The organism is Neorhizobium petrolearium, from assembly GCF_029854435.1.
GTDB lineage: Bacteria > Pseudomonadota > Alphaproteobacteria > Rhizobiales > Rhizobiaceae > Neorhizobium > Neorhizobium petrolearium.
Map to the genome: position 1 here is coordinate 2,384,724 of NZ_CP123000.1, position 26,500 is coordinate 2,411,223.

The 26,500-nt window shown below is 60.8% G+C and carries 24 protein-coding genes; 11 read left to right on the plus strand and 13 right to left on the minus strand.

All coding sequences use genetic code 11. The features are described 5' to 3' along the window. Nucleotides 1–8: 8 nt before the first annotated feature. Nucleotides 9–1,124, plus strand: a complete 1,116-nt coding sequence (locus QEO92_RS11985; RefSeq protein WP_227703172.1) for an anhydro-N-acetylmuramic acid kinase — start codon at nucleotides 9–11, stop codon at nucleotides 1,122–1,124. Nucleotides 1,125–1,169: 45 nt separating this feature from the next. Next, nucleotides 1,170–2,090 carry a DMT family transporter gene (locus QEO92_RS11990; RefSeq protein WP_227703173.1) on the plus strand — a complete coding sequence of 307 codons (921 nt, stop codon included), beginning with the start codon at nucleotides 1,170–1,172 and terminating at the stop codon, nucleotides 2,088–2,090. A 9-nt stretch (nucleotides 2,091–2,099) separates the two neighbouring features. On the opposite strand, the gene QEO92_RS11995 is transcribed toward QEO92_RS11990, so the two are convergent. The 4 genes from QEO92_RS11995 to osmF are packed head-to-tail and all read right to left on the minus strand — an operon-like array spanning nucleotide 2,100 to nucleotide 5,926. Continuing rightward, nucleotides 2,100–2,843, minus strand: coding sequence for an ABC transporter permease (locus tag QEO92_RS11995; protein ID WP_227703174.1), 744 nt, complete (start codon nucleotides 2,841–2,843; stop codon nucleotides 2,100–2,102). Then, nucleotides 2,840–3,778 (minus strand): ABC transporter ATP-binding protein, encoded by a 939-nt coding sequence (locus QEO92_RS12000; RefSeq protein ID WP_227703175.1) that lies wholly within the window; start codon nucleotides 3,776–3,778, stop codon nucleotides 2,840–2,842. Before QEO92_RS12000 ends, QEO92_RS11995 begins: the two co-directional genes overlap by 4 nt. Next, nucleotides 3,775–4,986, minus strand: coding sequence for an ABC transporter permease (locus QEO92_RS12005; RefSeq protein ID WP_227703176.1), 1,212 nt, complete (start codon nucleotides 4,984–4,986; stop codon nucleotides 3,775–3,777). Before QEO92_RS12005 ends, QEO92_RS12000 begins: the two co-directional genes overlap by 4 nt. Nucleotides 4,987–5,014: 28 nt before the next feature. Continuing rightward, nucleotides 5,015–5,926 (minus strand): glycine betaine ABC transporter substrate-binding protein OsmF, encoded by a 912-nt coding sequence (gene osmF / locus QEO92_RS12010; RefSeq protein WP_227703177.1) that lies wholly within the window; start codon nucleotides 5,924–5,926, stop codon nucleotides 5,015–5,017. A 231-nt stretch (nucleotides 5,927–6,157) separates the two neighbouring features. Here osmF and QEO92_RS12015 point away from each other — a divergent pair, with 231 nt between their 5' ends. After that, complete coding sequence (locus QEO92_RS12015; RefSeq protein WP_227703178.1) at nucleotides 6,158–6,481, plus strand: DUF6665 family protein; 324 nt, start codon at nucleotides 6,158–6,160, stop codon at nucleotides 6,479–6,481. Nucleotides 6,482–6,520: 39 nt separating this feature from the next. On the opposite strand, the gene groL is transcribed toward QEO92_RS12015, so the two are convergent. From groL to QEO92_RS12030, 3 genes are all read right to left on the minus strand, one after another. Next, entirely contained in the window at nucleotides 6,521–8,149 is a 1,629-nt protein-coding gene (gene groL, locus QEO92_RS12020; RefSeq protein ID WP_227703179.1) for a chaperonin GroEL, read from the minus strand. Between the two features lie 44 nt (nucleotides 8,150–8,193). Continuing rightward, nucleotides 8,194–8,508 (minus strand): co-chaperone GroES, encoded by a 315-nt coding sequence (groES, locus tag QEO92_RS12025; protein ID WP_227703180.1) that lies wholly within the window; start codon nucleotides 8,506–8,508, stop codon nucleotides 8,194–8,196. A 243-nt stretch (nucleotides 8,509–8,751) separates the two neighbouring features. After that, nucleotides 8,752–8,976, minus strand: coding sequence for a hypothetical protein (locus QEO92_RS12030; protein WP_037147796.1), 225 nt, complete (start codon nucleotides 8,974–8,976; stop codon nucleotides 8,752–8,754). Nucleotides 8,977–9,315: 339 nt separating this feature from the next. Between QEO92_RS12030 and QEO92_RS12035 the strand changes: the two genes are divergently transcribed. The 3 genes from QEO92_RS12035 to QEO92_RS12045 all read left to right on the plus strand — a co-directional run bounded on the left by QEO92_RS12035 (nucleotide 9,316) and on the right by QEO92_RS12045 (nucleotide 14,324). Further along, entirely contained in the window at nucleotides 9,316–11,064 is a 1,749-nt protein-coding gene (locus QEO92_RS12035; RefSeq protein WP_227703181.1) for an ABC transporter ATP-binding protein, read from the plus strand. Nucleotides 11,065–11,106: 42 nt separating this feature from the next. Further along, nucleotides 11,107–11,991, plus strand: a complete 885-nt coding sequence (locus QEO92_RS12040; RefSeq protein WP_227703182.1) for an AraC family transcriptional regulator — start codon at nucleotides 11,107–11,109, stop codon at nucleotides 11,989–11,991. Between the two features lie 167 nt (nucleotides 11,992–12,158). Then, complete coding sequence (locus QEO92_RS12045; protein ID WP_227703183.1) at nucleotides 12,159–14,324, plus strand: TonB-dependent siderophore receptor; 2,166 nt, start codon at nucleotides 12,159–12,161, stop codon at nucleotides 14,322–14,324. 23 nt (nucleotides 14,325–14,347) lie between these two features. On the opposite strand, the gene QEO92_RS12050 is transcribed toward QEO92_RS12045, so the two are convergent. The 4 genes from QEO92_RS12050 to QEO92_RS12065 are packed head-to-tail and all read right to left on the minus strand — an operon-like array spanning nucleotide 14,348 to nucleotide 19,753. Beyond that, entirely contained in the window at nucleotides 14,348–16,027 is a 1,680-nt protein-coding gene (locus QEO92_RS12050; RefSeq protein WP_227703184.1) for a urocanate hydratase, read from the minus strand. Nucleotides 16,028–16,037: 10 nt separating this feature from the next. Continuing rightward, entirely contained in the window at nucleotides 16,038–17,126 is a 1,089-nt protein-coding gene (locus QEO92_RS12055; RefSeq protein WP_227703185.1) for a DUF917 domain-containing protein, read from the minus strand. Nucleotides 17,127–17,138: 12 nt separating this feature from the next. Next, the gene (locus tag QEO92_RS12060; RefSeq protein ID WP_227703186.1) at nucleotides 17,139–18,374 is read right to left on the minus strand and encodes a Zn-dependent hydrolase; all 1,236 of its coding nucleotides are present in this window, start codon (nucleotides 18,372–18,374) and stop codon (nucleotides 17,139–17,141) included. Then, nucleotides 18,371–19,753 (minus strand): dihydroorotase, encoded by a 1,383-nt coding sequence (locus tag QEO92_RS12065; RefSeq protein WP_227703187.1) that lies wholly within the window; start codon nucleotides 19,751–19,753, stop codon nucleotides 18,371–18,373. Before QEO92_RS12065 ends, QEO92_RS12060 begins: the two co-directional genes overlap by 4 nt. Before the next feature lie 153 nt (nucleotides 19,754–19,906). Between QEO92_RS12065 and QEO92_RS12070 the strand changes: the two genes are divergently transcribed. Beyond that, complete coding sequence (locus QEO92_RS12070) at nucleotides 19,907–21,109, plus strand: LysR family transcriptional regulator (protein WP_227703188.1); 1,203 nt, start codon at nucleotides 19,907–19,909, stop codon at nucleotides 21,107–21,109. On the opposite strand, the gene QEO92_RS12075 is transcribed toward QEO92_RS12070, so the two are convergent. Together QEO92_RS12075 and hemN are read right to left on the minus strand one after the other, a co-directional pair. Further along, nucleotides 21,110–22,273, minus strand: a complete 1,164-nt coding sequence (locus QEO92_RS12075) for a cytochrome-c peroxidase (protein ID WP_227705151.1) — start codon at nucleotides 22,271–22,273, stop codon at nucleotides 21,110–21,112. It lies immediately after the preceding gene. A gap of 213 nt (nucleotides 22,274–22,486) precedes the next feature. After that, nucleotides 22,487–23,839 carry an oxygen-independent coproporphyrinogen III oxidase gene (gene hemN, locus QEO92_RS12080; RefSeq protein ID WP_227703189.1) on the minus strand — a complete coding sequence of 451 codons (1,353 nt, stop codon included), beginning with the start codon at nucleotides 23,837–23,839 and terminating at the stop codon, nucleotides 22,487–22,489. A 202-nt stretch (nucleotides 23,840–24,041) separates the two neighbouring features. Here hemN and QEO92_RS12085 point away from each other — a divergent pair, with 202 nt between their 5' ends. The 4 genes from QEO92_RS12085 to QEO92_RS12100 are packed head-to-tail and all read left to right on the plus strand — an operon-like array spanning nucleotide 24,042 to nucleotide 26,489. Next, nucleotides 24,042–24,311, plus strand: coding sequence for a DUF2249 domain-containing protein (locus tag QEO92_RS12085; RefSeq protein WP_227703190.1), 270 nt, complete (start codon nucleotides 24,042–24,044; stop codon nucleotides 24,309–24,311). A 12-nt stretch (nucleotides 24,312–24,323) separates the two neighbouring features. Then, nucleotides 24,324–25,679 (plus strand): hypothetical protein, encoded by a 1,356-nt coding sequence (locus QEO92_RS12090; protein ID WP_227703191.1) that lies wholly within the window; start codon nucleotides 24,324–24,326, stop codon nucleotides 25,677–25,679. After that, nucleotides 25,679–26,200: a DUF2249 domain-containing protein gene (locus QEO92_RS12095; protein WP_227703192.1), complete on the plus strand. Its 522-nt coding sequence runs from the start codon at nucleotides 25,679–25,681 to the stop codon at nucleotides 26,198–26,200. Before QEO92_RS12090 ends, QEO92_RS12095 begins: the two co-directional genes overlap by 1 nt. Next, nucleotides 26,193–26,489: a metal-sulfur cluster assembly factor gene (locus QEO92_RS12100; protein ID WP_227703193.1), complete on the plus strand. Its 297-nt coding sequence runs from the start codon at nucleotides 26,193–26,195 to the stop codon at nucleotides 26,487–26,489. Before QEO92_RS12095 ends, QEO92_RS12100 begins: the two co-directional genes overlap by 8 nt. Nucleotides 26,490–26,500 lie beyond the last annotated feature (11 nt).

The following is a 26,500-nucleotide window of genomic DNA, read 5'->3' on the forward strand; positions in this document are numbered from 1 at the left end:
ATTCTGCCATGGAGCCAATCTGGGCCGTCGGCCTGATGACCGGAACCGTTCTCGATGGCAACATCGACGTCGCGCTCTTAAAGACCGACGGCGAAGCGATCGACACCTTTGGCGCCTACACGCTCGCCCCCTACCCGTCGGAAATCCGTTTGCTGCTCGAAGAGACCTTGCAACAGGCCCGTGCCTGGAATTTCGAAGGTCCGGAGCCAGCGATTTTCAGCAAGGCCGAAGTGGCTCTGACCCGCGCCCAATCGCAGGCCGTCAAAGACCTTGTGACAAGCGCCGGACTGACCATGGCAGATATCGGCATCGTCGGGTTCCATGGCCAGAGCGTGCTGCACCGTGCGCCGACCAGGGAACGGATCGGCGCCACCCGCCAACTTGGCGATGGCGAACTCATGGCCTCGATCCTCGGCACCAAGGTCGCCTATGATTTCCGCACGGCGGATGTGCGGGCCGGCGGCCAGGGCGCGCCGCTCGCCGCGGCCTATCACGCAGCCCTGCTGCGCAGTCTGGATACCTCGGGCGATACGGCCGTGCTCAATCTCGGGGGTGTCGCCAACATTACCTGGTGGGACGGCAAGGATCTGGTGATTGCCTTCGACACCGGCCCGGCCAACGCGCCGCTCAACGATTTCATGAAGATGCGTGGTTTGGGCGAGATGGACCGCGACGGCGCACTGGGCGCTTCCGGCAAGGTGGATGAAGAACGCCTCGAAAGGCTGCTGGAGCACCCGTATCTCACGGCACCTTATCCGAAGTCGCTCGACCGGTTCGATTTCACGGCCGCCATGGCGGACGGACTCGACGACGCGACGGGGGCCGCGACACTTTCAGCCTTTACGGCATCCGCCGTCGCCAAGGCCCTCGACCTTTTGCCGCACCGCCCGAAACGGCTGATCGTCAGCGGCGGCGGCCGCCGCAACCCGACGATCATGGCGATGCTCGAAAGCCGCGCGGGCGTGACCGCCGTTTCCGCCGACCAGTTCGGCTGGCGCGGCGATGCGGTCGAGGCGGAATGCTTCGCATTTCTTGGAGTCCGTGTCCTGCGGGGTCTGCCGATCAGCTTCCCGACGACCACCGGGGCGCCAAAACCCTTGCAAGGAGGCAGGCTGGCCGGCTAAGCCGCAGCTTGCAAAGGATCGAAGTCGGAGGAGCACTCGAATCTCATGGACAAAAGAGTGTCTTCCGCCCTCGGCGGCAACGTGATCCTGATCGGCGTGCTGCTGATGCTGCTTGGCGATTTTATGTTCTCGCTGAACGACGCCATGGGTAAATGGCTGGTTGCAAGCTTCTCGGTCGGCCAGGTCCTGGTCATCCGTTCGCTCGGCGCGTTCTTCGTGCTCGGCCCGATGTTCGCCCGCCAGCCGATATCGGCGCTCTATTGTGTGGAGCGTCCAACACTCCAGGTAATGCGGGTCGTCTTCGCTACCGGCGATCTCGCGCTCTTTTATGCCGCTGTCGTCTATCTGCCGCTTGCCGATGTCATGACCTTCTATATGGCCGGGCCGATCTATGTTGCCGCGCTTTCGCATTTCCTGCTCGGAGAGCGGATCGGCTGGCGGCGCTGGTTTGCTGTTCTCATAGGCTTTGTAGGCGTTATCATCGCTTTGCGCCCCTCCTCGGCGATGCTGTCCTGGCCGTCGATCTTTGGACTGATCGGCAGTTTCTCCTTTGCCCTGACGCTTGTCTTGAACCGCCGGCTGCGCGCGACCTCGGATGCTACGCTTGTGACCTGGCAAACCATCGCGGCGCTAATCGCCGGTATTTTTCTGAGTATTGGCCACTGGAGCCCGTTCGACTTCGGCCAACTGCTCGCGCTGTTGCTGCTCGGTATCGTTGCCTGCATCGCCCATCTGCTGATCACCCGTTCGCTGAAGCTTGCGCCAGCCTCGGTGCTTGCACCGCTGCAATATACGCTGCTTCTTTGGGCCGTGGTGCTCGGCTGGCTGTTCTTCGATGATCTGCCTGACGTGCAGACCTGGATCGGCGCGGGCATCATTGTGCTCGCCGGCCTTTTCATTTTCCATCGCGGCAACCTGAAACAGGATTCCGAAGCGATCGTCCCGACGGATTCAAGCCACGGCTAAGCGCGCAGATCAGGTGGAGCCCGCCCGACGCGTCAGCATGACCTCCGCCGCTGAAAGCCCGTCGTAGATCAGGACCGCCAGGGCGCCAACGATCAATCCCCCTTGCAATATGAAAGCAAGATTGTTCGACTGCAGTCCGGCGATGATGACTTCGCCGAGCGTTTTTGCCGCCACAGTCGAACCGATCGTCGCGGTGGAAAGGCTGATGACCACCGAAAGCCGGATACCCGCGACGATGACAGGCAAGGACAGCGGCAATTCGATCTGAAGAAGCCGCTGGAAATCGGTCATGCCGGCGCCGCGTGCCGCTTCCATCACCGAACGCGGCAGGTTGGTGAGCCCCGTCAGCGTGTTCTCGAAGATTGGCAGCAGGCCATAGAGGAAGAGCGCGATCAGTGTCGGCTTTTCACCGAATCCGACCGCGGGCACGGCGAGCGCCAGCACCGCAACCGGCGGAAAGGTCTGGCCGATATTCACGAGGCTGCGGGAGAGTTGCAGGAACTCCGCCCCGAACGGCCGGGTGACGAGGATCGCAAGCAGCACCGCAATGACGGTCGCCACCAATGTCGCGATGAAGACGGTCCTCAGATGCAGGAGCGTGAGATCGAGCAGGCTGCCCTGGTCGTAGATCGCTGGCGCGTTCGGCTGCACCAACGGCCTCAGGAGCGGTTCGAAGCTTGCCGGCGTCACCAGGAAGGTGACCAGAACGAGAAGCAGCAGCCCCCTCAGGATCGTCGGAAGCCAGGCTTTCATTGCGGCCTCGCGGCGCACTTCAGAAGGGCGTCAAGCGTGACCCGCCCCATCGGCGCTCCGCTTGCGGAGACGACGGGCAGAGCCTTCCTGCCGGACCAGAGCAGATCCGCAAGCGCTTCCTGCTGGGTCCGGTCCTCGCCAATCGGCTCGCCATCGGCCTCGCCCGGCTCCACCGCCGCACCGATCTTGGCGACCGACAGCAGCCGGAACGGCCGCTCGATGTCACCGATCAACGTCTCGACAAAGGGAGCCGCGGGCGCGCGCACGAGTTCCGCCGGCGGGCCGTATTGCAGTACCCTGCCCTTGTCCATCACGGCGATCTTGTCCGCCAGATAAAATGCTTCGTCCATGTCGTGCGTGACGAGCACGATGGTCGTGCCGAAATGTTTCTGGATCGCCAGAAGGTCGTCCTGCGCCTTGGCGCGGATGATCGGATCGAGCGCCCCGAAGGGTTCGTCCATCAGGAGGACGTTTGGTTCGGCCGCGAGCGCCCGGGCAACCCCGACGCGCTGCTGCTGGCCGCCGGAGAGCTCGTGCGGATAGCGGGACCCGAACATTTTCGGGTCAAGCTGGAAGAGCGTCAGCAATTCCTCGACCTTGGCATCGATCCGCGATTTCTCCCAGCCAAGCAGGCCCGGCACGGTCGCGATATTCTCTGCCACAGTGCGATGGGGAAAAAGACCGTGGCCCTGGATGGCGTAGCCGATCCGGCGGCGCAGTTCATGGCCAGGGATGGAGCGGTTGTCCTCACCATCCAGCCGGATCGCACCCGAACTCGGCTCCACGAGGCGGTTGATCATCCTCAGAAGCGTCGTCTTGCCGGAACCGGACGTGCCCACCACCACCGTGACGGTGCGCGGTTCGATCACCATCGAGACGTCATCGACCACGGCAACATCGTCATAAAGCTTGGTGATGGCATCGATCTCGATCATGCTGACCTTGCTCCGATCAGAACACGGGAATTCATTTCGATCAGCGCATCGAGGATGACAGCTGCGGCGAAGGCGAGCGCCACTGTCGGCACGGCACCGAGCAGCACGAGGTCCATGGCCGTCTGTCCGATGCCCTGGAAGACGAAGACGCCGAAACCGCCCCCGCCGATCAGCGCCGCAATCGTCGCAAGCCCGATATTCTGGACAAGCACGATGCGGATGCCGGTCAGGATGACCGGCAGCGCCAGCGGAAACTCGATCTGGAAGAGCCGCTGCCGATCCGTCATGCCGATGCCGCGGGCCGCGTCATTGGCCTCGCGCGGCACGCCGGCAAGCCCGACGACCGTGTTGGCAACCACCGGCAGCAGCGAATAGAGAAAGAGCGCGACGAAGGCCGGCGCGGTTCCTATGCCTCGAATGCCGATTTCCGCGGCACCCGGCACCGTCGCTGCAATCCATGCCAGGGGGCCGATGAGGATGCCGAACAGTGCAATCGACGGTATCGTCTGGATGAGGTTCAAGGTGTTGAGCACGCCGGCCCGAAGAGCTGCCACCCGGTGACACAGGATGCCGAGCGGCAGTCCCACCGCGGCGGCTACGACGAGCGAACCAAGCGCCAGCCTCACATGCTGGCCAGCCTCGCTCCAGAAGACATCGGCGCGGCCGGCATACTCCTTCATGATCGATAGTCCGTTCCAGCTCCCTGACAACAGGATGGCGCCAACGCCACCGGCCGTAAGGACAAGGAACAAGACCCGCATCCACGGCGGTGGCTTCAGTCGCGTGATCGCATCGGCCGCCAGAAGCATGAAGGCGAACAGGAGTAGCCAGAAGCCGGAGGCCGGCGAGACGCGGGCATAGGTATTGCCGGCCGGTGTGAGGAAACTCGCAGCAGATCCGATCGCAAGCGCCAGGGCCACAAGCGCCGCAAACGCGGCAACCAGCTTGAGCCATGGCGACGTCCGGAACAGAGAAGCAGCCGCAGCAAGGAACAATACGACAATCAACCCCCATCCCGCCCAGGCCGGCAGAGCGGCAAGGATCATCTTTGCTTCCCCCTGCATGATACGGTTGGGCTTGAGCACCGCGAAGGATGCGCCCAATGCTCCATAGGCAACAAGAAGAGCAATAACGATGCCGAGCTTGTCGAACCGAATCTTCAAACCGCTCCCCTGCCTCGCGACTGATAAGAGCCGTGCCCGGCCCATGTTGGTACGAAATCCGGCCGAAAAGGAACTACTTGAGGAAGCCGTTCTTCTTCAGGAAGTCCTCGGCAACCGCCTTGGCCGGCTCGCCACCCACCTGCACGCGGCCATTGAGGTCCTGCAGGGTGACCAGGTCGAGCTTTTCGAAGACGGGTTTCAGCAGGGCCTCGATATCGGGATGCTGCTTCAGCACCGTTTCTCGGATGATCGGCGCCGGCTGGTAAACGGGCTGCACACCCTTGTCGTCTTCGAGGACCACAAGGCCGGACGGCGCAATGCCGCCATCGGTGCCGTAGACCATGGCGGCATTCGCGCCGTTGGTCTGGTTCGCCGCCGCCGCGATCGTCGCGGCCGTATCACCTCCCGAAAGCGTGATGAGCTGTTCCGGCTTCAGCTTGAACCCATAGGTCGTCTGGAAGGCCGGCAGCGCCGCGGCCGAATTGACGAATTCGGAAGAGGCGGCGAGCACGATCTTGCCGCCATCTGCGACATACTTGCCGAAATCCGTGAGGGTCTTCAGTTTATTGGCCGCGGCGACATCCTCACGGATCGCGATCGCCCAGGTGTTGTTGGCCGAAGACGGCGTCAGCCAGACGATCTTGTTGGCATCGTAATCCAGCTTCTTGACCGCTTCATAAGCCTTCTGGGGATCTTTCCAGACTGGATCGTCACTCTTTTCGAAGAAAAACGCGCCATTGCCCGTATATTCGGGGTAGATGTCGATCTCGCCAGCCGCAATCGCCTTGCGAACGACGGGCGTGGCGCCAAGCTGGATACGATCGGTGGTCTCGATGTTGTTGGCCTTCAGCACGGCAAGGATGATATTGCCGAGCACACCGCCTTCCGTATCGATCTTCGAGGAAACGACAACCTGCGCCTGAGCCAGGCTGGCCGAAACACCAAGCGCAAGGGCAATACCCAACAGTTGCTTTTTCAGGGACATGACAAATTTCCTCCAGATCGCGAGCCTATGCTCGCATCGAATTTAGATACAGAAAAGAGTTTCAAGTCGTCCCTATGTAGGGTCGACTTGGCAATCTGCGAGTTTCGGATCGTGGGGAAAAGCGATTTTTTCCACTATGCGCTGAACGGCAGAAACCGAAGTGCGGCTGCTCAAATTGGATACGGCGCGCTTCGGAGCTGGCAGTGTCCGCCAACCAAAAGGGGGCCAATCTTGAGTTTTCGTCCGCCGCACTCGTTTAAAGCATCACCCGAGACCGGTTTCAACGTGCTGGAATACGAGCTGGCATCCGAGCGGGCCGACGCGCTTGGCCGCCACGGGCGCAAGGTGGAGGCAGCCCTTGCGGCGCTGGCCGCCTGGAAATCCGAACAGCCAGGGGGTATCGACCGGGAGACCCTGGTGGACAAGGCCTCCGATGCTGTCTGGGCCTTCTTCATTCAGCGGGAAATCTGCGGCCTGCGGAACAACAGGGAAGTCATCTCCAGGTACGGAATCCCGAATGAAGTCCTCGCGCGGCTCGGCGCCGTCCGCAAGTGAGCGAGCGGCGCCGGAAAGGACGGGCCTCGGTTTAATGGCCTAGAAGTCCATTCCGCCGGGGGGCATTGCAGGAGCGGTACTTTCCTTCCTCGGCTTCTCGGCGATCATGGCTTCGGTCGTCACCAGCAGACCGGCGACGGACGCGGCGTCCTGGAGCGCTGCCCGGACGACTTTGACCGGATCGATGACCCCCATGGCATAGAGATCGCCATACTCGTTGGTCTGAGCATTCCAGCCATAGGAAAACTCCGCCTTCTCGCGCAGCTTGCCGACGACGATGGAACCTTCGGCGCCTGCGTTTTCGGCGATCTGACGAACCGGAGACTCGATCGCCCTGCGAACAATATCGATGCCCACCCGCTGGTCGTCATTGGCCGTCTTGATACTGTCGAGAGACTTGATCGCGCGCAGCAGCGCGACACCACCGCCGGGAAGGATGCCTTCCTCGACGGCGGCGCGAGTTGCATGCAGCGCGTCGTCGACGCGGTCCTTCCTTTCCTTCACCTCGACTTCCGTCGAACCGCCGACGCGGATGACGGCAACGCCGCCAGCGAGCTTGGCAAGGCGTTCCTGCAGCTTTTCGCGGTCGTAGTCGGAGGTCGTTTCCTCGATCTGTGCACGGATCTGGGCAACACGGCCCTCGATATCGGCCTTCTTGCCGGCGCCATCGATGATGGTCGTATTCTCCTTCTCGATCGTGATTCTCTTGGCGCGGCCGAGCATGTCGAGCGTCACGTTCTCGAGCTTGATGCCGAGGTCTTCGGAGATGACGGTGCCGCCGGTCAGGATGGCGATGTCTTCCAGCATAGCCTTGCGACGGTCGCCGAAGCCCGGAGCCTTGACGGCAGCGATCTTGAGGCCGCCGCGCAGCTTGTTGACGACGAGCGTTGCGAGCGCTTCGCCTTCGACGTCCTCGGCGATGATGAGGAGCGGCTTGCCGGACTGAACCACGGACTCAAGAACAGGAAGCATGCTCTGCAGGTTCGAAAGTTTCTTCTCGTGGATCAGGATATAGGGGTCCTCAAGCTCGACCCGCATCTTGTCCTGGTTGGTGACGAAATATGGTGAAAGATACCCGCGGTCGAACTGCATGCCTTCGACGACTTCGAGTTCGGTTTCGGCGGTCTTGGCCTCTTCAACCGTGATGACGCCTTCGTTGCCGACCCTGTTCATGGCTTCCGCCAGATACTGGCCGATCTCCGTGTCGCCATTGGCGGAAATGGTGCCGACCTGGGCAATTTCGGAATTGTTGGAAATCTTGCGGGCATTGCTCTTCAGCTCGGCGACGACCGCTTCCACCGCGAGGTCGATACCGCGCTTGAGGTCCATCGGGTTCATGCCCGAAGCCACCGCCTTGGCCCCTTCCCGGACGATCGCCTGGGCGAGAACCGTGGCGGTCGTAGTACCATCGCCGGCGACGTCGCTCGTCTTCGACGCGACTTCGCGCAACATCTGGGCGCCCATGTTCTCGAACTTGTCCTCCAGTTCGATTTCCTTGGCAACGGACACGCCGTCCTTGGTGATGCGCGGCGCGCCGAAGGACTTGTCGATGACGACGTTGCGCCCCTTCGGGCCCAGCGTGACCTTCACTGCATTGGCGAGAATATCGACGCCGCGCAGCATGCGTTCACGGGCATCGGTATGAAATTTGACTTCCTTCGCAGCCATTTTCCTCACTCCTAATAGGCAGCCACTGACTGACTTGAACCGGATCAGGCGGCCTTCTGGCCGGCAACCGGGGCCTCGATAATGCCCATGACGTCGCTTTCCTTCATGATCAGAAGGTCTTCGCCGTCGATCTTGATCTCGGTTCCCGACCACTTGCCGAACAGGATCCGGTCACCCACTTTGACATCGAGCGGCTGGATCTGGCCCTGGTCGTTGCGCGCACCGGCACCGGCGGCAATGACCTCGCCTTCCTGCGGTTTTTCCCTGGCAGTGTCGGGAATGATAATGCCGCCCCTGGTCTTCTCCTCGGATTCGACCCGGCGGACGAGAATGCGGTCGTGAAGCGGTCGGAACGTCATGTCTTCCTCCTGGACAAGCGATGATGATCAAAGCTCCCTCCCGGACCGGCTGACCAGTCCGGACAAGCGCCACCCCCTCTCAAACGAACGATTGGTGAGATCGATTTGGTTTGAGAAATTCCAGTTTCAAGGGGAAACGCTAAAAAATTGGCACTCCGCCCAAGCGACTGCTAACACGCAGGGAAAAGAAAGCATTTCCCGCAGCTGTCCAACCAGCATCGGGCTCGCCTTTCGTGCAAGATTTTATTCTTCCCAATCTTCCTCCTGGGAGGACAGGAGGTCGACAAGCTCAGCCACTTTTCCGGTCGGGGGCCGCCGGCCTTCGCTGACCAGCGCCTCTTCGCTGTTGATCCAGGCCCAGGCTTCGGCGAGTTCTCCCGCCGTCGCGCCGGTCGCGATGACATCGGCGATCATCGTCTCGTCGATAGGCCCAAGCACGGCGACGACATCCTCTGAAGTCATTGTCATGTCTTACTCCTCTCCTGTTAGCATCCAGCCACCGGCTTGGACCGATATAGGAGACCGCCGCGCAAAGTCGATTCCGGAAAGCTCCCGACGCCGTAGCCGATCAGCGCGATGCATTCGCCTGGGACAAGATCGAGAGTAAGCGGAGAACGGAGGCCGCCGGTCGCAAAAAACGGAAGCGGAACATTCCCATCCGCACATTTTCGCTCGTTTGCATTCAGCGGTATAAAGCACTATCCGTCCGGGCTCGTTTTCTAATATGGAGTAAGCGGATCATGTTTCGTCAGTTTCGTTTTTTCTGGTCAGCCACGCTCTGATATCGATTTCACCCCGAGAACTTGAATGTTACGCCGCTTCTTCTCCTACTATCGGCCTTACCGAGGCCTTTTCATCCTCGATTTCGCGTGTGCGATCCTCTCCGGGGTCCTTGAACTCGGCTTTCCCATGGCCGTGAAACTTTTCGTGGACAGACTGCTGCTCAGCCAGGAATGGCTGCTGATCCTCGCCGCCTCCGCAGCGCTTTTCATCGTCTATGCAATCAACACCGGCCTGATGGCGATCGTCACTTACTGGGGACACATGCTCGGCATCAATATCGAGACGGATATGCGCCGCGCCGCCTTCAACCATTTACAGAAACTTTCGTTCAGCTATTTCGACAGCCAGAAGACCGGTCATATCGTTGGTCGCCTCACAAAGGACTTGGAAGAGATCGGCGAAGTCGCCCATCACGGGCCGGAGGATCTGTTCATCGCGCTGATGACTTTTGCCGGCGCGTTGGCATTGATGTTCTCGGTCAACTGGCAGCTCGCCCTGATCACCGCAGTCATCGTACCGCTGACGGCCTGGGTCACCAGCCATTTTGGTAGCCGGATGACCCAGAATTTCCGTCGCCTGTTCGATCGGGTTGGCGACTTCAACACCCGCATCGAGGAGAATGTCGGCGGCATCCGCGTGGTTCAGGCTTTCGCCAACGAACAGCATGAGCGGGCGCTCTTCGAAGAGGACAACCAGAACTACCGGCGCGTCAAGCTTGAAGCCTACAAGCTGATGGCGGCCAGCACTTCGCTCAGCTACATGAGCATGCGATTGACCCAGATGGTGGTGATGATTGCCGGTGCCTATTTCGTCCTGTCGGGCGAGCTCACCGCCGGCGGCTTCATCGGTTTCCTGTTGCTCGTGGGCGTCTTCTTCCGGCCGGTCGAGAAGATCAACTCGGTCATCGAGACCTATCCCAAGGGCATTGCCGGTTTCCGTCGCTTCACCGAACTCATCGACACGGAGCCGGATATCGCTGATGCGCCGGATGCGGTTAAGGTCGACCATCTCAGGGGCGAGATCGCCTACGAGAACGTCTCATTCGGCTACAGCCTCGAAAAGCCGGTGCTGAAGGACGTCAACCTGACGATCCACGCCGGCGAGACGATTGCCTTCGTCGGTCCCTCGGGTGCCGGCAAGACGACCATCTGTTCGCTGTTGCCGCGTTTCTACGAGATTGGCGGCGGCAGCATCACCATCGACGGCATCGATATTCGCAAGATGACGAGGGTATCGCTGCGCCAGCAGATCGGCATCGTGCAGCAGGACGTCTTCCTGTTCGGCGGCACGATTCGTGAAAACATCGCCTATGGACGGCTCGGCGCCGGGGAGAAGGAGATCGTCGAGGCGGCACGGCGGGCGCGGCTTGAGGAAATGCTGGCGAACCTGCCGGACGGGCTCGATACGATGATCGGAGAACGCGGCGTCAAACTCTCCGGCGGTCAGAAGCAGCGCGTCGCGATTGCCCGGATGTTTTTGAAGAATCCGCCGATCCTGATCCTTGATGAGGCCACCTCGGCACTCGACACGGAGACCGAACGCGCCATTCAGCGCTCTCTTGCGGAACTTTCAGAAGGCCGCACGACGCTGATCATCGCCCACCGGCTCGCCACCATCCAGGGCGCGGACCGGATCGTGGTCATCGACGGCAACGGCATCGTTGAACAGGGGACACACCAGGACCTGATCGCCCGGCGCGGTACCTATAACAGGCTGCACGAGGCGCAGATCGGTGAAAGCCGACAAAACATAGCGATTGATGGCCTTTCATAAACTTGATAAACAGATACAAGTTTATATTTGCGGGAAATCAGGATGACGTTTCAGCCGCGGATGCAGAATAAGATCGAGGGCTTCTCGGTCATCGGAGGGCTTCGCCGCCGCAACTGGAACGGTATTGCCGCCGATCTCTGGGACGTGGACTGCGCAGCCTATGCAGGTGGACATTATGTAGCGCGCGATCCGCGCCTCTTCATCCTGCTCGACCACCGCGGTCGGGGCCGGCCGAACGTCAAGCTTTCTCCCAGGGGGCGCGGAGCACCACAAGACAGGCGTGACAGTCCGATTTCTTATATTCCCGCGGACATGGACCTCTGGGTCGATATCACCGAGGTGCAGTATGTGCGCCATCTCGATATCCATTTCGATGCGGATGTCGTCAGCCGGCGGCTGATGGAGGAGATCGATCCTAAGAAGCTCAGCGATCCGCAACTCCTCTTCTTCGACCAGCGCGTTGTGGCGCTTGCCGAGTTGATCGCCGCCGAAATTGCCAATCCTGACCCGCTGCACGACCTTTACGGGGACGGGCTGGCACTGGCACTCGTCATCGACGTGCTCAAGATGATGAAGGCGCCGTCACGCAAACGCGGCTCCCTTGCCTCCTGGCAACTCCGGCGCGCCACCGATTTCATCGCTGAGAATTGCATGCGCAATATCCGCCTGCAGGAGCTCGCCGACCTGACAAGTCTGTCGCAATCGCATTTCAGCCATTCCTTCAAGGCGTCGACGGGCATGGCGCCACACGAATGGCAGATGAACGCGCGCCTCGACCGCGCCAAGGAATTGCTCCTGGCCGACGACCAGCCCCTGACATCCATTGCCGCCGAGACGGGTTTTTCCGACCAGGCACACTTCACCCGGGTTTTCCGCAAGCATGTCGGCACGACTCCGGCACGCTGGAAAAAGGTAAGACGAACCTAACGGCTGTCGCAGAGATTTGCTCATAGCCGTGAAAATTGCCCAAAATCATTCAATTGCCGCGGATCGGGCCAAGCCGGGCGATTTAAATTGAGTTAATCACTCACCTTATCGCAGAGCCGCATCCAAGGGGGAGCGGCTGCTTGGACAAGTGAGTAGGGGTTCTACGGATGGGGAAGCGGAAAGGGTTTTTCAGGATACGGTTGGGATTGGGCGCGAGCGTCGCGCTGATCGGCATTTGCGCGGGTTGGGCGGCTGAGGCGCAGAACGCCGATACGACCCTCGCCCCGATCGTGCTTCAGGGCGAAGGCGAAGGTGAAAGCGCGACCGGGCCGGTGAAAGGCTACGTCGCGAAGAAATCCGCCACCGGCTCCAAGACCGACACGCCGCTCAACGAAATTCCGCAATCCGTCTCGGTCGTCGGCAAGCAAGAGATGAACGATCGCGGCGTCGTCAACAAGATCGACGAAGCGCTGCGTTACACGCCAGGCGTCACCGCCGAGCCCTTCGGCACCGATCCGGATACCGATTGGGTTTACATTCGTGGATTTGACGCTACCCAGACCGGCGTGTTCTACGATGGCCTGAACCTTTTCTCCTACGGTTTCGGTGGCTTTCAGGTCGATCCCTTCATGCTGGAGCGGGTCGATGTCCTGAAGGGGCCTGCTTCGGTGCTCTACGGCGGCGGCAACGCCGGCGGCATCCTGAATTATATCCGCAAGCGCCCGACGGATGAGCCGTACTACTACACCGAAATTGGCATCAACAGTAATGGCAACGCTTTCGGCGGCTTCGATATTTCCGACAAGGTCGGCGACAGTGACACGATGACCTATCGCCTGACCGGCAAGGTTGCCGGCGGCGACAACTATTCGGATTATTCCGAAGACCTGCGCGGATTCATCATGCCGCAGCTGACCATATCGCCGGATGAGGCCACGAAGCTGACAGTCTGGGGTTCCGTCTCGGGTCTCGATCAGGTGCATACCGGCAACGGCTTCTTCCCCTATGTCGGCACGGTCGTCGACGCCCCGTTCGGCAAGATCGACCGCGATGCCTTCTATGGCGAACCGGACATCGATGAAGGCAAATATACCCAGCAGATGGTGGGCTACGAGTTCGAGCATGAATTCGACAGCGGCTGGAAGTTCTCATCGAACTTCCGCTATGGTCACCTCTGGAAGCACGAGGAAGGGCCGTATCTCTATGGGTATGTGGGCGGAACACCGACCGCACCCGACTACGAGCTTTACCGTATCGGCTTCGAAGCGACGTCGAAGGTCGATACCGTCGCCATCGACAATCGCGCCGAGACCGAATTCGATCTTGGTGCCACGCGTCATGACCTCATGGTGGGCATCGACTACAAATACTATCGGCTGGATCACATCCAGGCCTGCTGCGGCGCGACCCCGATCAGCACCACCGATCCTGTTTACGGCGTTCCGCAGGGAGCCAACTTCGTCTACATCGACCAAGTGGTGACGCAGCAGCAAATTGGCGGTTACGTGCAGGACCAGATCCGGTTCGGCGATGGCTGGCTCGTCACGCTCAACGGTCGCTATGATTTCGTCCATACGGACACTGACGATCGACTCACCTCGTCAAGCTACAGCTACGACAAATCCGCCGCCAGCGGCCGCGCCGGCCTGGCTTACCAGTTCGACAACGGCCTCACGCCCTATGCCAGTGTCGGAACCTTCTTCAACCCGACGGTTGCCGTCAGCACCACTCCCAACAACAAACCGGAAGAAGGTGAACAGTATGAAGTCGGCCTGAAATACGATCCGACATTCATTGACGGAACATTCACCGCATCCCTGTTCCACCTCACCAAGCGGAACGTCGCCGTCACCGACCCCGCCACCTCCCTTTCGGAGCAGATTGGCGAAGTGGAGTCGCGCGGCATCGAACTGGAAGGCAAGGTCAACCTGAACGAAAACTGGAAGCTTCTCGGCTCGTTCTCCTACACCGACCTTGAAGTCACGGAAGACCTCAACCCGGCCTATATCGGCAAGAAGCCCTATCTCGTGCCGGATATGACTGCCTCGCTCTGGTTGGATTACACCGTAACGCAAGGTGCGCTTGAAGGCTTGAGCCTCGGCGGCGGCGTCCGTTATCAGGGCGAAAGCTGGGCGGATCGCGAGAACACGCTGAAGGTTCCGGATGCGGCGGTCTTCGATGCGGCGATCCGCTACAGGAAGGATGGGTGGGAAGGCTCCATCAACGTCACCAACGTCTTCGACAAGGAGTATGTGAGAGGCTGCGGCGGCGCGTACACCTGCGGCTATGGCGATGCCCGCACCGTTACCTTCAAGCTCAGCAAGGTCTGGTAGGCAGGCGTTCGCGGCGGCTCCAATCAGGCGCCGCCCCGCAACGCAGCGCTCGGTTGGAGCAGAAGCCCTGCGGCTTCCGCCGCGTTGATCGCCTCCTCGTAACCGGCATCGGCGTAACGAATGATCCCGAGCGAGGTATCGTTGGTGATGGCATGCGAAATGCGTTCCGCGGCAGCGTCGGTCCCATCCGCAACGATCGTGACGCCGGCACTGGTCATGTAGCCGGCGTAACCGCCGCCTCCGGAATGGATGACGACGAGATCGGCCATGGAAGAGCAGAGCGTCATCGCGTTGATCAGCGGCCAGTCGGCGATCGCGTCCGAACCATCCTTCATCCGCTCGGTCATGATGTTGGGATGCGCCATGGCGCCGGCATCGAGATGATCCCGTGAGAACGCGATCGGCCCGGCAAGCTCACCCTTCGCCACGAGGTCGTTCACCGCCAGCGCGAGTTCCGTACGCTCTCCATGACCAAGCCAGGCAATACGCGCCGGAAGGCCTTCGAACGGGACATTTTCCCGCGCCAGCCGTATCCAGTTGGTGACGATCCGGTTTTCGGGAAAGAGCTCGAGCACGAGGTCGTCGATCCGGGCTATGTCGCTCTCCTCGCCCGATAGCGCCATCCACCGGAACGGCCCGATTGCCTTGCAGAACAGCGGCCTCAGATACGCTTCGGTGAAGATCGGAATATCGAAGGCGTTCTCGACGCCGCCCTGCTTTGCCTGTGTACGGATCAGGTTGCCGTTGTCGAAGACTTCCGAACCCCTCTTCTGGAATTCCAGCATGGCCCGGACATGGTCGGCAATCGAGGCACGGCTTGCCGCCATCAACTGCCCCTGCCCGTCCTTCCGCAACCGGCGCACCTCTTCGAGACTCATGCCCTTCGGCACGTAGCCGTAAACGAGGTCATGGGCGGAGGTCTGGTCGGAGACGACATCCGGCACGACGCCGCGCTTAACGATCTGCGGATAGATATCGGCCGCATTGCCGACAAGGCCGACAGAGACGGCGCGCTTTTCCTTCACCGCCGCATCGATCATGGCAAGCGCCGTGTCGAGGTCTGGCGCCACCTCGTCCAGAAACCCGATCGATTTGCGCTTGGCGACCCGCTCCGGATCGATGTCGACGACGAGGATCGCAGCACCCGCCATACGGCCGGCAAGCGGCTGGGCGCCACCCATGCCGCCCAGACCGGCGGTCAGGACAAACCGGCCGGCAAGCGTACCGCCGAAGCGCTTTTCCGCAATCCGCATGAAGATCTCGTAGGTGCCCTGGATGACGCCTTGGCTGCCGATATATTGCCAGGCGCCGGCCGTCAGCCCGCCCCAGCAGATCAGCCCCTTCTCCTGCAGTTCATAAAAGTATTCGGCCTTTGCCCACTGACCGACGATGTTGCAATTCGCCATGATGACCAGAGGCGCCTTGTCATGGCTCTTCAGCAATCCCACCGGCTTGCCTGACTGGATGATCAGCGTCTGATCTTCCTCCATGATCTTGAGCGTCCGGACGATCGCATCATGCGCCGGCCAGTTGCGCGCCGCCTTGCCAAGCGCCGCATAGACCACGAGATTGTCCGGGTCCTCTCCGACCGAGAGCACGTTTTCGAGCAGCCTCAGAAGCGCCTCCTGCCGCCAGCCCCTGGCGCGCAATTCAGGCCCGCCGGGGATCGGGAATTTCGGGTGACGCGGATTGGGCTTCGGCATGGTCCTCTCCTTAGGCGAGCGCGTAGTCGGCTATGCTGATGCCGAGCGCCGTTTCGGCAATCGGATAGACCGACGGGTCTTTCACGCTGGAGGAAAGCGGAATGATTGTCTTCGGCACGTGCAACAGGAAGACCCGCATGCCGGGCTGAAGCTGCCCGACACTCATCGGCTCACCGTCCGGTGACAAGGTGCTGATGATGTCCGGAAAAGTCGCCAGCCGGTGACCGCCGGCATCCTCGACCGCCATGTATTCGTTCATCACATGCATGGTGATCGCCTTGTCGTCCTTGCCGAGCGTCAGCGTCCCCACATCGAAGGCCTCGTTCGTATAGACGACCGATTTGTCAGTCACCTCTGCCTCGATGAGGATCGAGCCGCCAGTCGTCCTGACGATCGCGTCGATGATCGCATGCCCGCCTTTGCCGTCCGCAGCGATGATCGCCTCGCCGAGCGTGAGCGCCAGGCTGATGCCGCCGAGCGCCGCATTCTTGCGCACATAGGACGCGCGCAAGGGATTGCGGCAGGAGGCGATGAAGCCGCCTGACTGGTCGGAGGCGGTGCGCAGGACCGGCGAAACCTTTGCCGTCGCCCCGCGGATCACGAGCTCCATGTAACGATTTTCGGCGCGGTTGCCGCCGACCGCCGTCTGGATCATCTGCTCCGGCGAATTCGCCATGCCGATCGAGCCCATGTCACCGGTCGGATGCGCCCGGACATCGCCGACGGCGTCGAGGACCTTGGTGCCGAGAATGGCCGACGGCAGCCAGCCGTTCAGCGTCGAGGATTTGCCGTTCTGGCCGATCATCAGCGCCTTGAGCGGCTCGCCGAGTGCCTCCTGCAGGAGTTCTACGGCCTTCACATAGTCGATGCCCTGCATCTCCCAATTGGTGGTGGAGGCCGGCGCGCCGATCGCCGCGGCCGTGGCCACCCAATCGTCGTCATCGAGTTCATCGATGGTGACGAGTTCCGGCTTGCCGATGCTGACGGCCGCATAGCCCAGCATCCGCCCGTGATCGGCCCAGCCGCCGCCGCCGGCCGCATAAACGGAGCCGCCACGGACCGCCGCCTCGACATCCTTTTCCGTCAGAATCCGTCCCATGCCCTCGCTCCTTTATTGCCTGTCCAGCTTGAGGACCGTTTCGTAAAGAACCGCCGCGCCGAGCGCGATATCGTCGTTGTCCGCCCACTCTTCCGGCGCGTGGCTGCGCCCGTCGCGGCAGGCAATGAAGATCATCGCCGCCGGCACCACCTTGGCCAGAAATGCCGCGTCATGTCCCGCACCGGAGACCATGCGCCGGCTTGGCGCATCGAGGCCAGTTGCGCTTTTCTCCAGCAATGCAACAACCGAAGCCGCCATCGGCGTCGCCGGGTTGTTCGAGATCCGGCGCGGCGGCGTGATGGTCACCCCGCTCCTTTTCGCTGTCTGCTCGGTCAATGCGGAAACCGCCTCCGAAAAGCTCTCCATCACCGCCGGATCTTCCGCCCGTGCATCGATCAGCATGCGGACATGGGATGGAACGACATTGGCGGCATTCGGCTCCATCGAAAATTCGCCGACCGTGGCCGCGAAATGGCTCGGTCCTTGGGCGAGTTCAGAGGCAATCCGCTCGATGCCGAGCACGACACGGGAAGCCGCCGTCAGCGCGTCGCGCCGCGCGCCCATCGGCGTCGTACCGGCGTGGTCCGCCCGCCCCTCGACGACGATCTCGATCCGGGTAATGCCGGCAATCGCGGTCACCACGCCGATGTCGATTCTTTCCTTCTCCAGTACCGGCCCCTGCTCGATATGCAGTTCCAGAAAGGTTTTGATGTCCCCTCGCCCGCCGCCAATCGCCGGATCGCCGCCGACCATGCGAATTCCTTCGGCAAGGCTCATGCCGTCCGTTTCCCGTTCCAGCCATTCCGCCGGACGCAGACCGAGCATGCCACGGCTGCCGATGCAGGAAACACCGAAGATCGACACTTCCTCTGCCAGGAAATCGGCGATCTCCAGATCATGCTCCAAAGCGATACCCGCCTCATCGAGCGATCGAGCGACTTCCAGAGCCGCAACGACACCCGCAATCCCGTCGAAGCGGCCGCCATTCGGCACGGTATCGGAATGCGAGCCCAGCATGATCGTGCCTTTGGAACCCGCTCCTTTGCGGAAACCAATCAGATTACCTGCCGCATCGATGCGTGTCGCAAGCCCGGCCTCCTTGAAGCGACGCTCCAGATAGGCTCGGCCCTTCAGGAACATCGGCGTGAAGGCGCGCCGTGTCCATGGCCGGTCCGGCTCGGTGATCGCTGCCAAGGCATCGATATCCGCCGCAATCCGGTCTGTCTTGACAGGAAGATTGCGCGTCATACTGAAAGCCCCTGAAGCGGCAGGCTTGCCAGCGGCCGCACGAAATTGCCATTGCCCGGCTCGGCGAGAACTTTCGAACCATCGTAGGCAAGCTTGCCGCGCAGATAGGTCGCCGCCACCTTGTAGGGTAGCGTCATGCCGTCATAGGGCGACCAGCCAACCACGTTGCTGCCGGTCCTGGAAGCGTCGAAGACATGGCGTTCCGGCGTCAGAACGGCGATATCCGCATGCTTGCCGACTTCCAGAGCGCCCTTGATGTGGTCGATGCGGAAATGCCGCGCAGGGTTGAGCGCCATCAGCCGTGCTGCCCAGGTGAGCGGCACACCGCGCTCCAGCGCGCCCTTGACGAAGAGAGGCACCATGGCTTCCAGCCCCGGCAGACCGGAGGCATTCGCCAGCATGTCAGGATTGGTCTTGCGGTCGAGCGACCAGCTCACATGGTCGGTCGAAAGCAGCGTCACGTTGCCGGCCGCGATATGCCGCCAGAGCTTTTCCACTTCGGCTCGCGGCCGGATCGGCGGATTGCATTTGGAGCGGCCTCCAAGCCTTTTCGCATCCGTCTCGCTGTCGAGCGTCAGATAGTGGATCAGGCATTCCACCGTTGCCCGATGACCCTGTGCGCGATAGGCCGCGGCGATCTCGTAGCCGCGGCCGAGCGAACAATGCACCACATGCGCCGGGCAGCCTGTCGCGGCGCCGATCTCGTAGATTTCCACCATGGCGAGCAGTTCGGTGAGCGGCGGGCGGGACATTTCATGCGCCCGGTAGTCGGTGATGCCGGAAGCCTTCACCTTCTCCATTGCGGCCCGCACATATTCGTCATTCTCGTTGTGAACGCCGGCCGTCAAGCCAGTCGGTGCGATAGCAGCAAAGCACTCCGCCATCAGCGGTGCGGGAATGCGCGGAAAACGCTTCGGATCGGTGCCGAATGTGGAGAATTTGAAAGCGGCAACGCCGGCTTCCACCTGTTCGGGAATACGCCTGGCGCCCTCCTCCGGATCGATCGTGCCGTAGAGCGCGAAATCGACGCGTGCCTGGCTTTCCACATGCGTCGCTTTTCCGCGCACGGCCTCTGCGGAACAAATGAGATTGCCCTCGTCATAGGGCATGTCGACGATGGTCGTCACGCCGCCGGCCGCCGCCGCGCGCGTCGACCAGATGAAATCCTCCTGATTCTTCTGCGAAAGCGAATGAACCTGCGCATCAATCGCGCCCGGCAGGATCAGCGCTTTACCGAGATCTTGGCGCTCTTTCGCAGCCGGCATATCACCCTGCCCAACGGCCGCCACCAATCCGTCGCGAATGGCGACATGCCCCTCCGGAACCACGCTATCCGGCAGCACCAGCGTGCCCTTCAGAACAAGATCGAAATCCGCCATGGATCATGTCTCCTCGGTTGATGCACTGCCCGCCGTTCGGCCTGCGATGGATGTCACGATAGGGGAATTTGCAGAGCCGAGGGATATCCCATATCGTGAACGAATTATACCGGGCCTGCCTATCTCACAGAGTAGCTGCGGAAAGTTTGAGCAATGGACATCGCCACTCTCCTGATGGCTCACTACGCGCTTTCGTTGGGCAGCCTGAGGGGCGCTGCCCGCGCCTTGGGGCGACCGGTCGCCAGCGTCTCTGCCGCCTTGGCCCGTTTACAGTCACATATAGCAACGCCGCTGACGACGACCACCGGCAACCGCATCCTGCCGACACTGGAAGGCCGCCGCCTTGCCCGTGATCTCCGCCACGCAGCCGATCTCATTCTGGATCTGGCAACACTTTCCAAGATGCCGGACGAGGCGCCGGTCGAGCAGCATGCTGCCCGCATGTCGGTCTCGCTGTTGGCGCTGTCGCGCCTCCTCGTCGTTGCCCGGACAGGCAGCATCCGCAGTGCCGCCATGGAGATCGGCATTGGCCAGCCGCAATTGACGCGTCAGTTGAAGAGCCTTGAGCAGGATATAGGCGCCGCACTCCTCGATCGCACCGCGTCGGGCGCCGTACCGACGGAGGAAGGCAAAGGATTTCTGATCCTCGCCGAAGAGTTGGAAACGATCTGGCTGAGGATTTCCGACCATGCCGGAGAGCGTTTCCGCCGAACGAGCCGGATGATCAATCTCGGTTCCGTCGCTCCGCTGGGTCGTGAAAGCCGGATCGCAAAAATCCTGGCTTTGCTCGCTGCCGGATGGCCGCTGCACCAACCGCATAATCCGCTCTATATCTCCAGCACCAACGCCGAGGAACTTCTGTCCGGCCTCAACAGTCGGCAATACGACATCGTCTTTCTGGATACTGTCGATGTGCCGGCAGGCATCGACCACCGCGTGGTCTCGCGTTCAGGTCTTTCCGTCGTTGGCTCGGCGAAGGCGATCGAGGCTCAGCGGCACGATCTGAAACGTCTTCTGATCAACACGCCGCTTGCTCTTCCCAGTCTCAAGAGCGGTCTGCGCCAGAAATTCGTATCGCTGAGCGAGGATATACTGCGGCCCGAGGAACGGTCGCGCCTGTCCTTCGTGGAGATCGATTCCATCCCCGTCATCGCAAACCTCGTGATCGAGCACGGTTACATCGCGCTCCTGCCGCAATGGGCGATCTCCGGCCTTGATGAAAAGATGGAAGCCATCCCCCTTCCCCAAACCTACGATATGCAGCTCTCGCTTGCCTGGAAGAAAAACGCGCGATCGGAAAATGTCGCCAGCCTCGTTCAGCGGATCCTGGCTGATGGTGGCCTCATGGAAGCCTGATCATTGTTTAAGCTTCTCCTGTGTGAGGAGAGGCTCATACCGCCGGTCCGTCAATGTCTTCAGAAATGCGACGATCGCATCGACCCGCTTGTCGTCCAGCGCCGGACCGGCCGTCAATTGCTCCATGGCCAGATTGTCCGGCACTTCGGGCGCACCCCATTCCTGCCCCGTCTCGGGATTGATCTGGCGGCTCTTCTTGATGCTGTTGTATTTTACGTAGAAGAGGACGACGCTCCGCAGATCCCTGAAGACGCCATTGTGCATATAGGGTCCCGTCACCGCCACGTTCCGCAAGCTCGGGACCTTGAATTTTCCGCGAGCGGTCGGCTCTCCCGCAACCAGCGGGTTCTCGGCGAGACCGAGGTCGGGTTTGGCCGCCCCAGCTGTACCGGCAGCAAGACGAGGATTGGCGGGAACACCGATATTGAAATACTTGTGGTTCGTGAAGACTGCGTCCTTCAGGCCGTTCGGCCCACGCACCTCATGGCAGATGCTGCAATTGGTGAACTGCTGCGAGAAGAAAAGGACCCTCCCCAGTTCCTCCTGGTCCGTCAGTTTTTCTTCGCCTCGGAGATAACGATCATATCTGGAATCGAAAGAGCTGAACTCCGGCCCGCGCTCATATTCGGCCAGCGCGTTGACCATCGCCGAATAGGCGGTCTCGTCATCCTGAAACACGCTCCGGCCGTAGAGGACACGAAACGACCGATCGTATGAAGGGTCCTCACGAAGCCGCGAAATGACGGCGGCCTTGTCGGGCATTCCCATCTCGACGGGATTCATCGGCGGACCGCCCGCCTGATCCTCGAGCGTCCGTGCGCGACCATCCCAGAAGAATCCTCCTCGATATTCGCCGTCGCTCCCCTTTGAGAATGGAGGTGTCCGCGCAGCATATCCGGCAGTCGGTGCGTTACGGCCGCCAAGTGACTGCCCGTCATCCCCAAGCGAGACATCGCTGCCGACAAGATCCGTCTGCCGCGCATCCACAAAGCCCGCGCCCGGCGCATGGCATGTAGAGCACGACTGGCTCCTGTTTTTTGAGAGATTGGGGTCGTGGAACAAGGCCTCGCCGAGCGCGATCTTGCTGGGATATGCCTCGCCGCCATCCGCAAAAGAGCCTCCCGAAGGCGCCAAAACCAAACCGAACCCTGCCAGAACAGCCATAAGAAGAAGAGGATGACGCATCAGGAAACTCGTATCAGAATTCTATCCATCCCGTCGGCGATGACTGCCGGTCGGCCGATGGCAGGCTCGTCCTTGATACAATGCAACGGGACGAACAATGCCGTGGTAAAATGCCGCGATTAAGATGATCCCGTGCATCAACTTTGCAAGCGAGCAAGGGGACAGCCTATGGCGCCTCGACAAGAAGGCAGTTCAGGCCGCCTTGCTGAACGACCGACCGCTCTTGTTCAAATAGGCATCGAATGCGGAGGCCGCGGCCCGCACGATGAAACGGTGCTCTTCCGAGACCCTGACAAATCCACCTTCACGCTCGATCAAACCGTCTCGCTCCAGTTCGTCGAGCCGATCGTTGCCGCTTAAGAGGAGATCCGCATCAAAGCCGTGCGCCGTCGCGAGCGCAGCCACGTCCACCGCAAAGTCACACATCAGCCTTTCGATGATTTCACCGCGCAGTCGGTCCTCGGGCGTGAGGTGGTAACCCTTGGCGACGGGCAATTCACCCTTTGACACGCGGGTCGCGTAAAGGCCCGGTGGCACCTCGTTCTGAATATATCCCTGGGGCAGCTTGCCGATTGAAGACGCTCCCAATCCTAACAGGGCCTCGCAGGCGTCTGTCGTATACCCTTGGAAGTTCCTGTGCAGCCGCCCCTCGGTCTGCGCCAGCGCGAGGTCGTCACCCGGCAGCGCGAAATGGTCGAGGCCGATCCGGACATATCCCGCCGCCACCAGAGCCTCGGCAATCGCTTCCGCCTGCAATGCTCGCTCCCGGACGTCGGGAAGTGTCGCCTCATCGATCAGACGCTGATGCTTCTTGAAGCTTGGAATATGTGCATATCCGAAAACGGCAAGACGATCCGGCCGCATGCGGATGGCTGCCTCGACGGTACTGACGCAGGATTCGACCGTCTGATGGGGAAGACCATAGATGAGGTCGAAATTGATGGCATTGATGCTGTTGTGCCGAAGGTGCTCCACCGTCGCCATCGTCGTTTCCACGCTTTGAATACGATTGATCGCCTTCTGGACCTTCGGATCGAAACTCTGCACGCCAAGACTCGCGCGGGTGACGCCCGACTCTCCGAGCGCCACCGCCATTTCACCGGTCAAGGTTCGCGGATCGATTTCGACGGCGGCATTGACCGCATCTGCAAAACCAAGTCGGTCGCGAAACGCATCCATCAGCGCGATGAACTCGTCCGGCTTGATAATGGTAGGCGTGCCGCCGCCAAAGTGAATTTCCCCGACACTGAAGCTGCCGTTTCTGGCGGATCCCAGAAGTTCGATCTCCCGGTGCAATGTCTCGATATAGTCGAGAATTGGCCTGTCGCGTTCAGTGATCGTCGTATGACAGCCGCAATACCAGCACATGGACCGACAGAAAGGGATGTGGATGTAGAGCGACGTAGACTGTCTTTCGGGCAACGCCTTGAGCCAGGAAGGATAGGCAACGGCGTCGAAATCCGCGGTGAAATTGGGAGCCGTCGGATAGCTCGTATAACGCGGAAGTCGCGCATCGCCATATTTTTCAATGATCGCTTCTGACATGTCTGGCACCTTTCCAAGTCATTCGTGGAAGCGTTTACCGGACCGGTGCCGCTCGCTCTTTGTGCGAAATCAAGGCTCTTTTCGATTTTTGTAAAATGTTTGTCCCGCCACAAATTTCCCTGTCCGCGCCGCTGCTAAATCTTGAACGCGGCCGGGATCGGCCACGCCGCCGCGACAGTTTTGAAAGGCCAAGGACAACCCAATGTCGGATATTGAGATACCCTCCGTCGACGTCAGGACGCTCGCCCCTGCCGAACGCCACCCGAAAATCTTCGGCGTGCTCACCTCGCTCGCCCCTGGCGGCATCATGCACGTCATGAGCGACCATGACCCGCGGCCTTTACATTATCAGATCGAGAGCCGGTATCCGGAACAGTTCGACTGGCAATACCTTGAACAGGGGCCGGATGTCTGGCGCGTCGAGATTCAAAGAGCCAAAGGCTCCGGCTGCGACTGCTGCTGTGGTCATTGAGAGATCAAAGCCATGCCCGGCGCCACCATTTCCCGCTGGACGATGTCTTATTTCGCAGCGGCATTGATCTGTCTGGTCGCCGGGCTGGCCTTGACCGCCTCGGGCTTCGGTTATCCGTCAGTCCCTATCGAGGCTCCGGAATCACTGGTGATTATTCATCTCATCGCGATTGGCTGGCTTGGTCTCCTGTTTGCCGGATCGCTGCTTCAATTCGTGCCGGTGCTTGCCTCCCGGCAATTGCAGTCGCCCCAACTCGCCCTGCCCACCTTGCTTTTGACCATCGGCGGGCTTCCTCTGCTGCTGACCGGATTTCTCGGGCTGGCCGACATCCTACCCTTCCGGGCATGGACGCTCCCGCTTGGAGGTGTCCTTCTGACGTTTGCTTTCGCAAGCCTCTGCTGGATGGTGATCGGCACGCTCGTCACAAACCGACCGCTCTCCCTGCCGGCAAAGTTCGTCGCGCTTGGCTGCGCGCCGCTGATCGGCGTCGCTGTTATGGGATTGCTCTTCACCCTTCCGCTTTCGGGCTTGTCCGATAATCCATATCTCGTCCGGCTGGTGCTGAAAGCCCCACCGGCCCACGCCTATCTTGGCCTCATGGGCTGGATGACCGTCACCGCTGTCGGGGTCAGCTACCGTCTCCTGGCGATGTTCCTGCTGTCGCCCGAGAAGGTCCGCAACACAAGTCGCGCGGCCGCCTGGTTGATGGTCGCGGCTCTTGCGGCGGTGATGTATGATATCGTCGTCGTGGGAGCCGGAGCGGGTGGAAAGTCGCCGTCCGATGTGGCCATGGCGATCGGAGGAATAGCTATCCTGCTCTACGCGATAGATATCTATTCCATTTTCAAGGAACGGAAGCGAAAGTCCGCGGAACTGAACGTGCTTTCGAGCCTGGTGGCCGTCGCCATGCTGGTTATTTCCTTCATTCTCTTCGGTGTCTCGATTGTGCTCGGCAACTCGGCGGATATGGCGATCCCGGCTGCCTATCTGTTCACCTTCGGCTGGCTGACGGGCCTGGGCCTTGGGCAGCTCTACAAGATCGTCGCGTTCATGACCTGGCTGGAGTTCTACGGTCCCGTCCTCGGCCGGACCGCCGTGCCGCGCGTTCAGGACCTCGTCAACGAACGACGCGCATGGGTATGGTTCCTGCTCTACTTCGGCGCAACAACCATAGCGACCATCGCTTTGATTCATGATGTGCCGGACGTATTCAGATGGGTTACAATTGCCCAATTGATGGCCGTCTGCGCTCTTGCATTTGAATTCATCCAGGCCCGCCGCCTTACCTTGGTCCCGGCCTCAACCAAACTGCCGACGGGTAACGCCCTATCTCGGCTGTTTTTACCAAGCTTCAACGGGAGGTCATAATGCCCCATGAATTCCAAGAACTCGATGTGAGATCGATCCTGCAGAACGGCGGCGAGCCGTTCGAAGAAATCATGCGCGCCGTCGGCGCATTGCATCCGGGTCAAGGCCTCAGGCTATTTGCCCCGTTCAGACCACAGCCGCTCTTTCGTGTCATGGACAGCAAGGGTTTCGACCATGAAGTTGTCGAGCTCGACAACGGAGATTTCGAGGTCCGCTTTGTCCCGCGCATGGGAGAGGAGGTGGCAATCTCTGAGAACGCGGTCTCGCCGGAACTCTGGGCGGAACCCTCCGTTGATCTGGATCTGTCCGATCTCGATCCCCCCGAGCCGATGCAGCGGATTCTCTCGGAGGCCGAAGCGCTGAACCCGGGTGAAGTCATATTCGCCGTGCTCTCACGGGAGCCGGTCTTCCTGCTTCCGGAGCTTACGCACCGGGGCCACCAATGGGTGGGCAATTTCGATCGGGACGGCAGCGCCTACCGGATCATGATCCGCATAGGCACTGGAGCGACCAATGCGTGAGGCATTTCAGCAGGCGGAGGTGATCGAGCGGATCAGGCAACAGCTCTCATCGGTCATCGATCCGGAGATTGGGCGTGGTATCGTCGAAATGGGCCTGATCTACTTGATTGAGGCAGGCCCTGCCGGCGATGTTCACATCATGATGACCACCACGACAAAAGGCTGCCCTGCCTCCGCCTTTTTGGCCGATGCCGTCCGCGCTTGCGCCGGATCGGTCATCGGCGTGATGAACGTCGACGTGGAGTTGACCTATGATCCTCCGTGGAATCCTTCGATGATGGCGCCATGACGCTCCCGAGC

Coding starts and splice junctions, on each gene's coding strand:
- QEO92_RS11985 (WP_227703172.1), top strand. CDS start 9: ATGGAGCCAATCTGGGCCGTCGGCCTGATGACCGGAACCGTTCTCGAT.
- QEO92_RS11990 (WP_227703173.1), top strand. CDS start 1,170: ATGGACAAAAGAGTGTCTTCCGCCCTCGGCGGCAACGTGATCCTGATC.
- QEO92_RS11995 (WP_227703174.1), bottom strand. CDS start 2,843: ATGAAAGCCTGGCTTCCGACGATCCTGAGGGGGCTGCTGCTTCTCGTT.
- QEO92_RS12000 (WP_227703175.1), bottom strand. CDS start 3,778: ATGATCGAGATCGATGCCATCACCAAGCTTTATGACGATGTTGCCGTG.
- QEO92_RS12005 (WP_227703176.1), bottom strand. CDS start 4,986: ATGGGCCGGGCACGGCTCTTATCAGTCGCGAGGCAGGGGAGCGGTTTG.
- osmF (WP_227703177.1), bottom strand. CDS start 5,926: ATGTCCCTGAAAAAGCAACTGTTGGGTATTGCCCTTGCGCTTGGTGTT.
- groL (WP_227703179.1), bottom strand. CDS start 8,149: ATGGCTGCGAAGGAAGTCAAATTTCATACCGATGCCCGTGAACGCATG.
- groES (WP_227703180.1), bottom strand. CDS start 8,508: ATGACGTTCCGACCGCTTCACGACCGCATTCTCGTCCGCCGGGTCGAA.
- QEO92_RS12030 (WP_037147796.1), bottom strand. CDS start 8,976: ATGACAATGACTTCAGAGGATGTCGTCGCCGTGCTTGGGCCTATCGAC.
- QEO92_RS12035 (WP_227703181.1), top strand. CDS start 9,316: ATGTTACGCCGCTTCTTCTCCTACTATCGGCCTTACCGAGGCCTTTTC.
- QEO92_RS12040 (WP_227703182.1), top strand. CDS start 11,107: ATGACGTTTCAGCCGCGGATGCAGAATAAGATCGAGGGCTTCTCGGTC.
- QEO92_RS12045 (WP_227703183.1), top strand. CDS start 12,159: ATGGGGAAGCGGAAAGGGTTTTTCAGGATACGGTTGGGATTGGGCGCG.
- QEO92_RS12050 (WP_227703184.1), bottom strand. CDS start 16,027: ATGCCGAAGCCCAATCCGCGTCACCCGAAATTCCCGATCCCCGGCGGG.
- QEO92_RS12055 (WP_227703185.1), bottom strand. CDS start 17,126: ATGGGACGGATTCTGACGGAAAAGGATGTCGAGGCGGCGGTCCGTGGC.
- QEO92_RS12060 (WP_227703186.1), bottom strand. CDS start 18,374: ATGACGCGCAATCTTCCTGTCAAGACAGACCGGATTGCGGCGGATATC.
- QEO92_RS12065 (WP_227703187.1), bottom strand. CDS start 19,753: ATGGCGGATTTCGATCTTGTTCTGAAGGGCACGCTGGTGCTGCCGGAT.
- QEO92_RS12070 (WP_227703188.1), top strand. CDS start 19,907: ATGGACATCGCCACTCTCCTGATGGCTCACTACGCGCTTTCGTTGGGC.
- QEO92_RS12075 (WP_227705151.1), bottom strand. CDS start 22,273: ATGGCTGTTCTGGCAGGGTTCGGTTTGGTTTTGGCGCCTTCGGGAGGC.
- hemN (WP_227703189.1), bottom strand. CDS start 23,839: ATGTCAGAAGCGATCATTGAAAAATATGGCGATGCGCGACTTCCGCGT.
- QEO92_RS12085 (WP_227703190.1), top strand. CDS start 24,042: ATGTCGGATATTGAGATACCCTCCGTCGACGTCAGGACGCTCGCCCCT.
- QEO92_RS12090 (WP_227703191.1), top strand. CDS start 24,324: ATGCCCGGCGCCACCATTTCCCGCTGGACGATGTCTTATTTCGCAGCG.
- QEO92_RS12095 (WP_227703192.1), top strand. CDS start 25,679: ATGCCCCATGAATTCCAAGAACTCGATGTGAGATCGATCCTGCAGAAC.
- QEO92_RS12100 (WP_227703193.1), top strand. CDS start 26,193: ATGCGTGAGGCATTTCAGCAGGCGGAGGTGATCGAGCGGATCAGGCAA.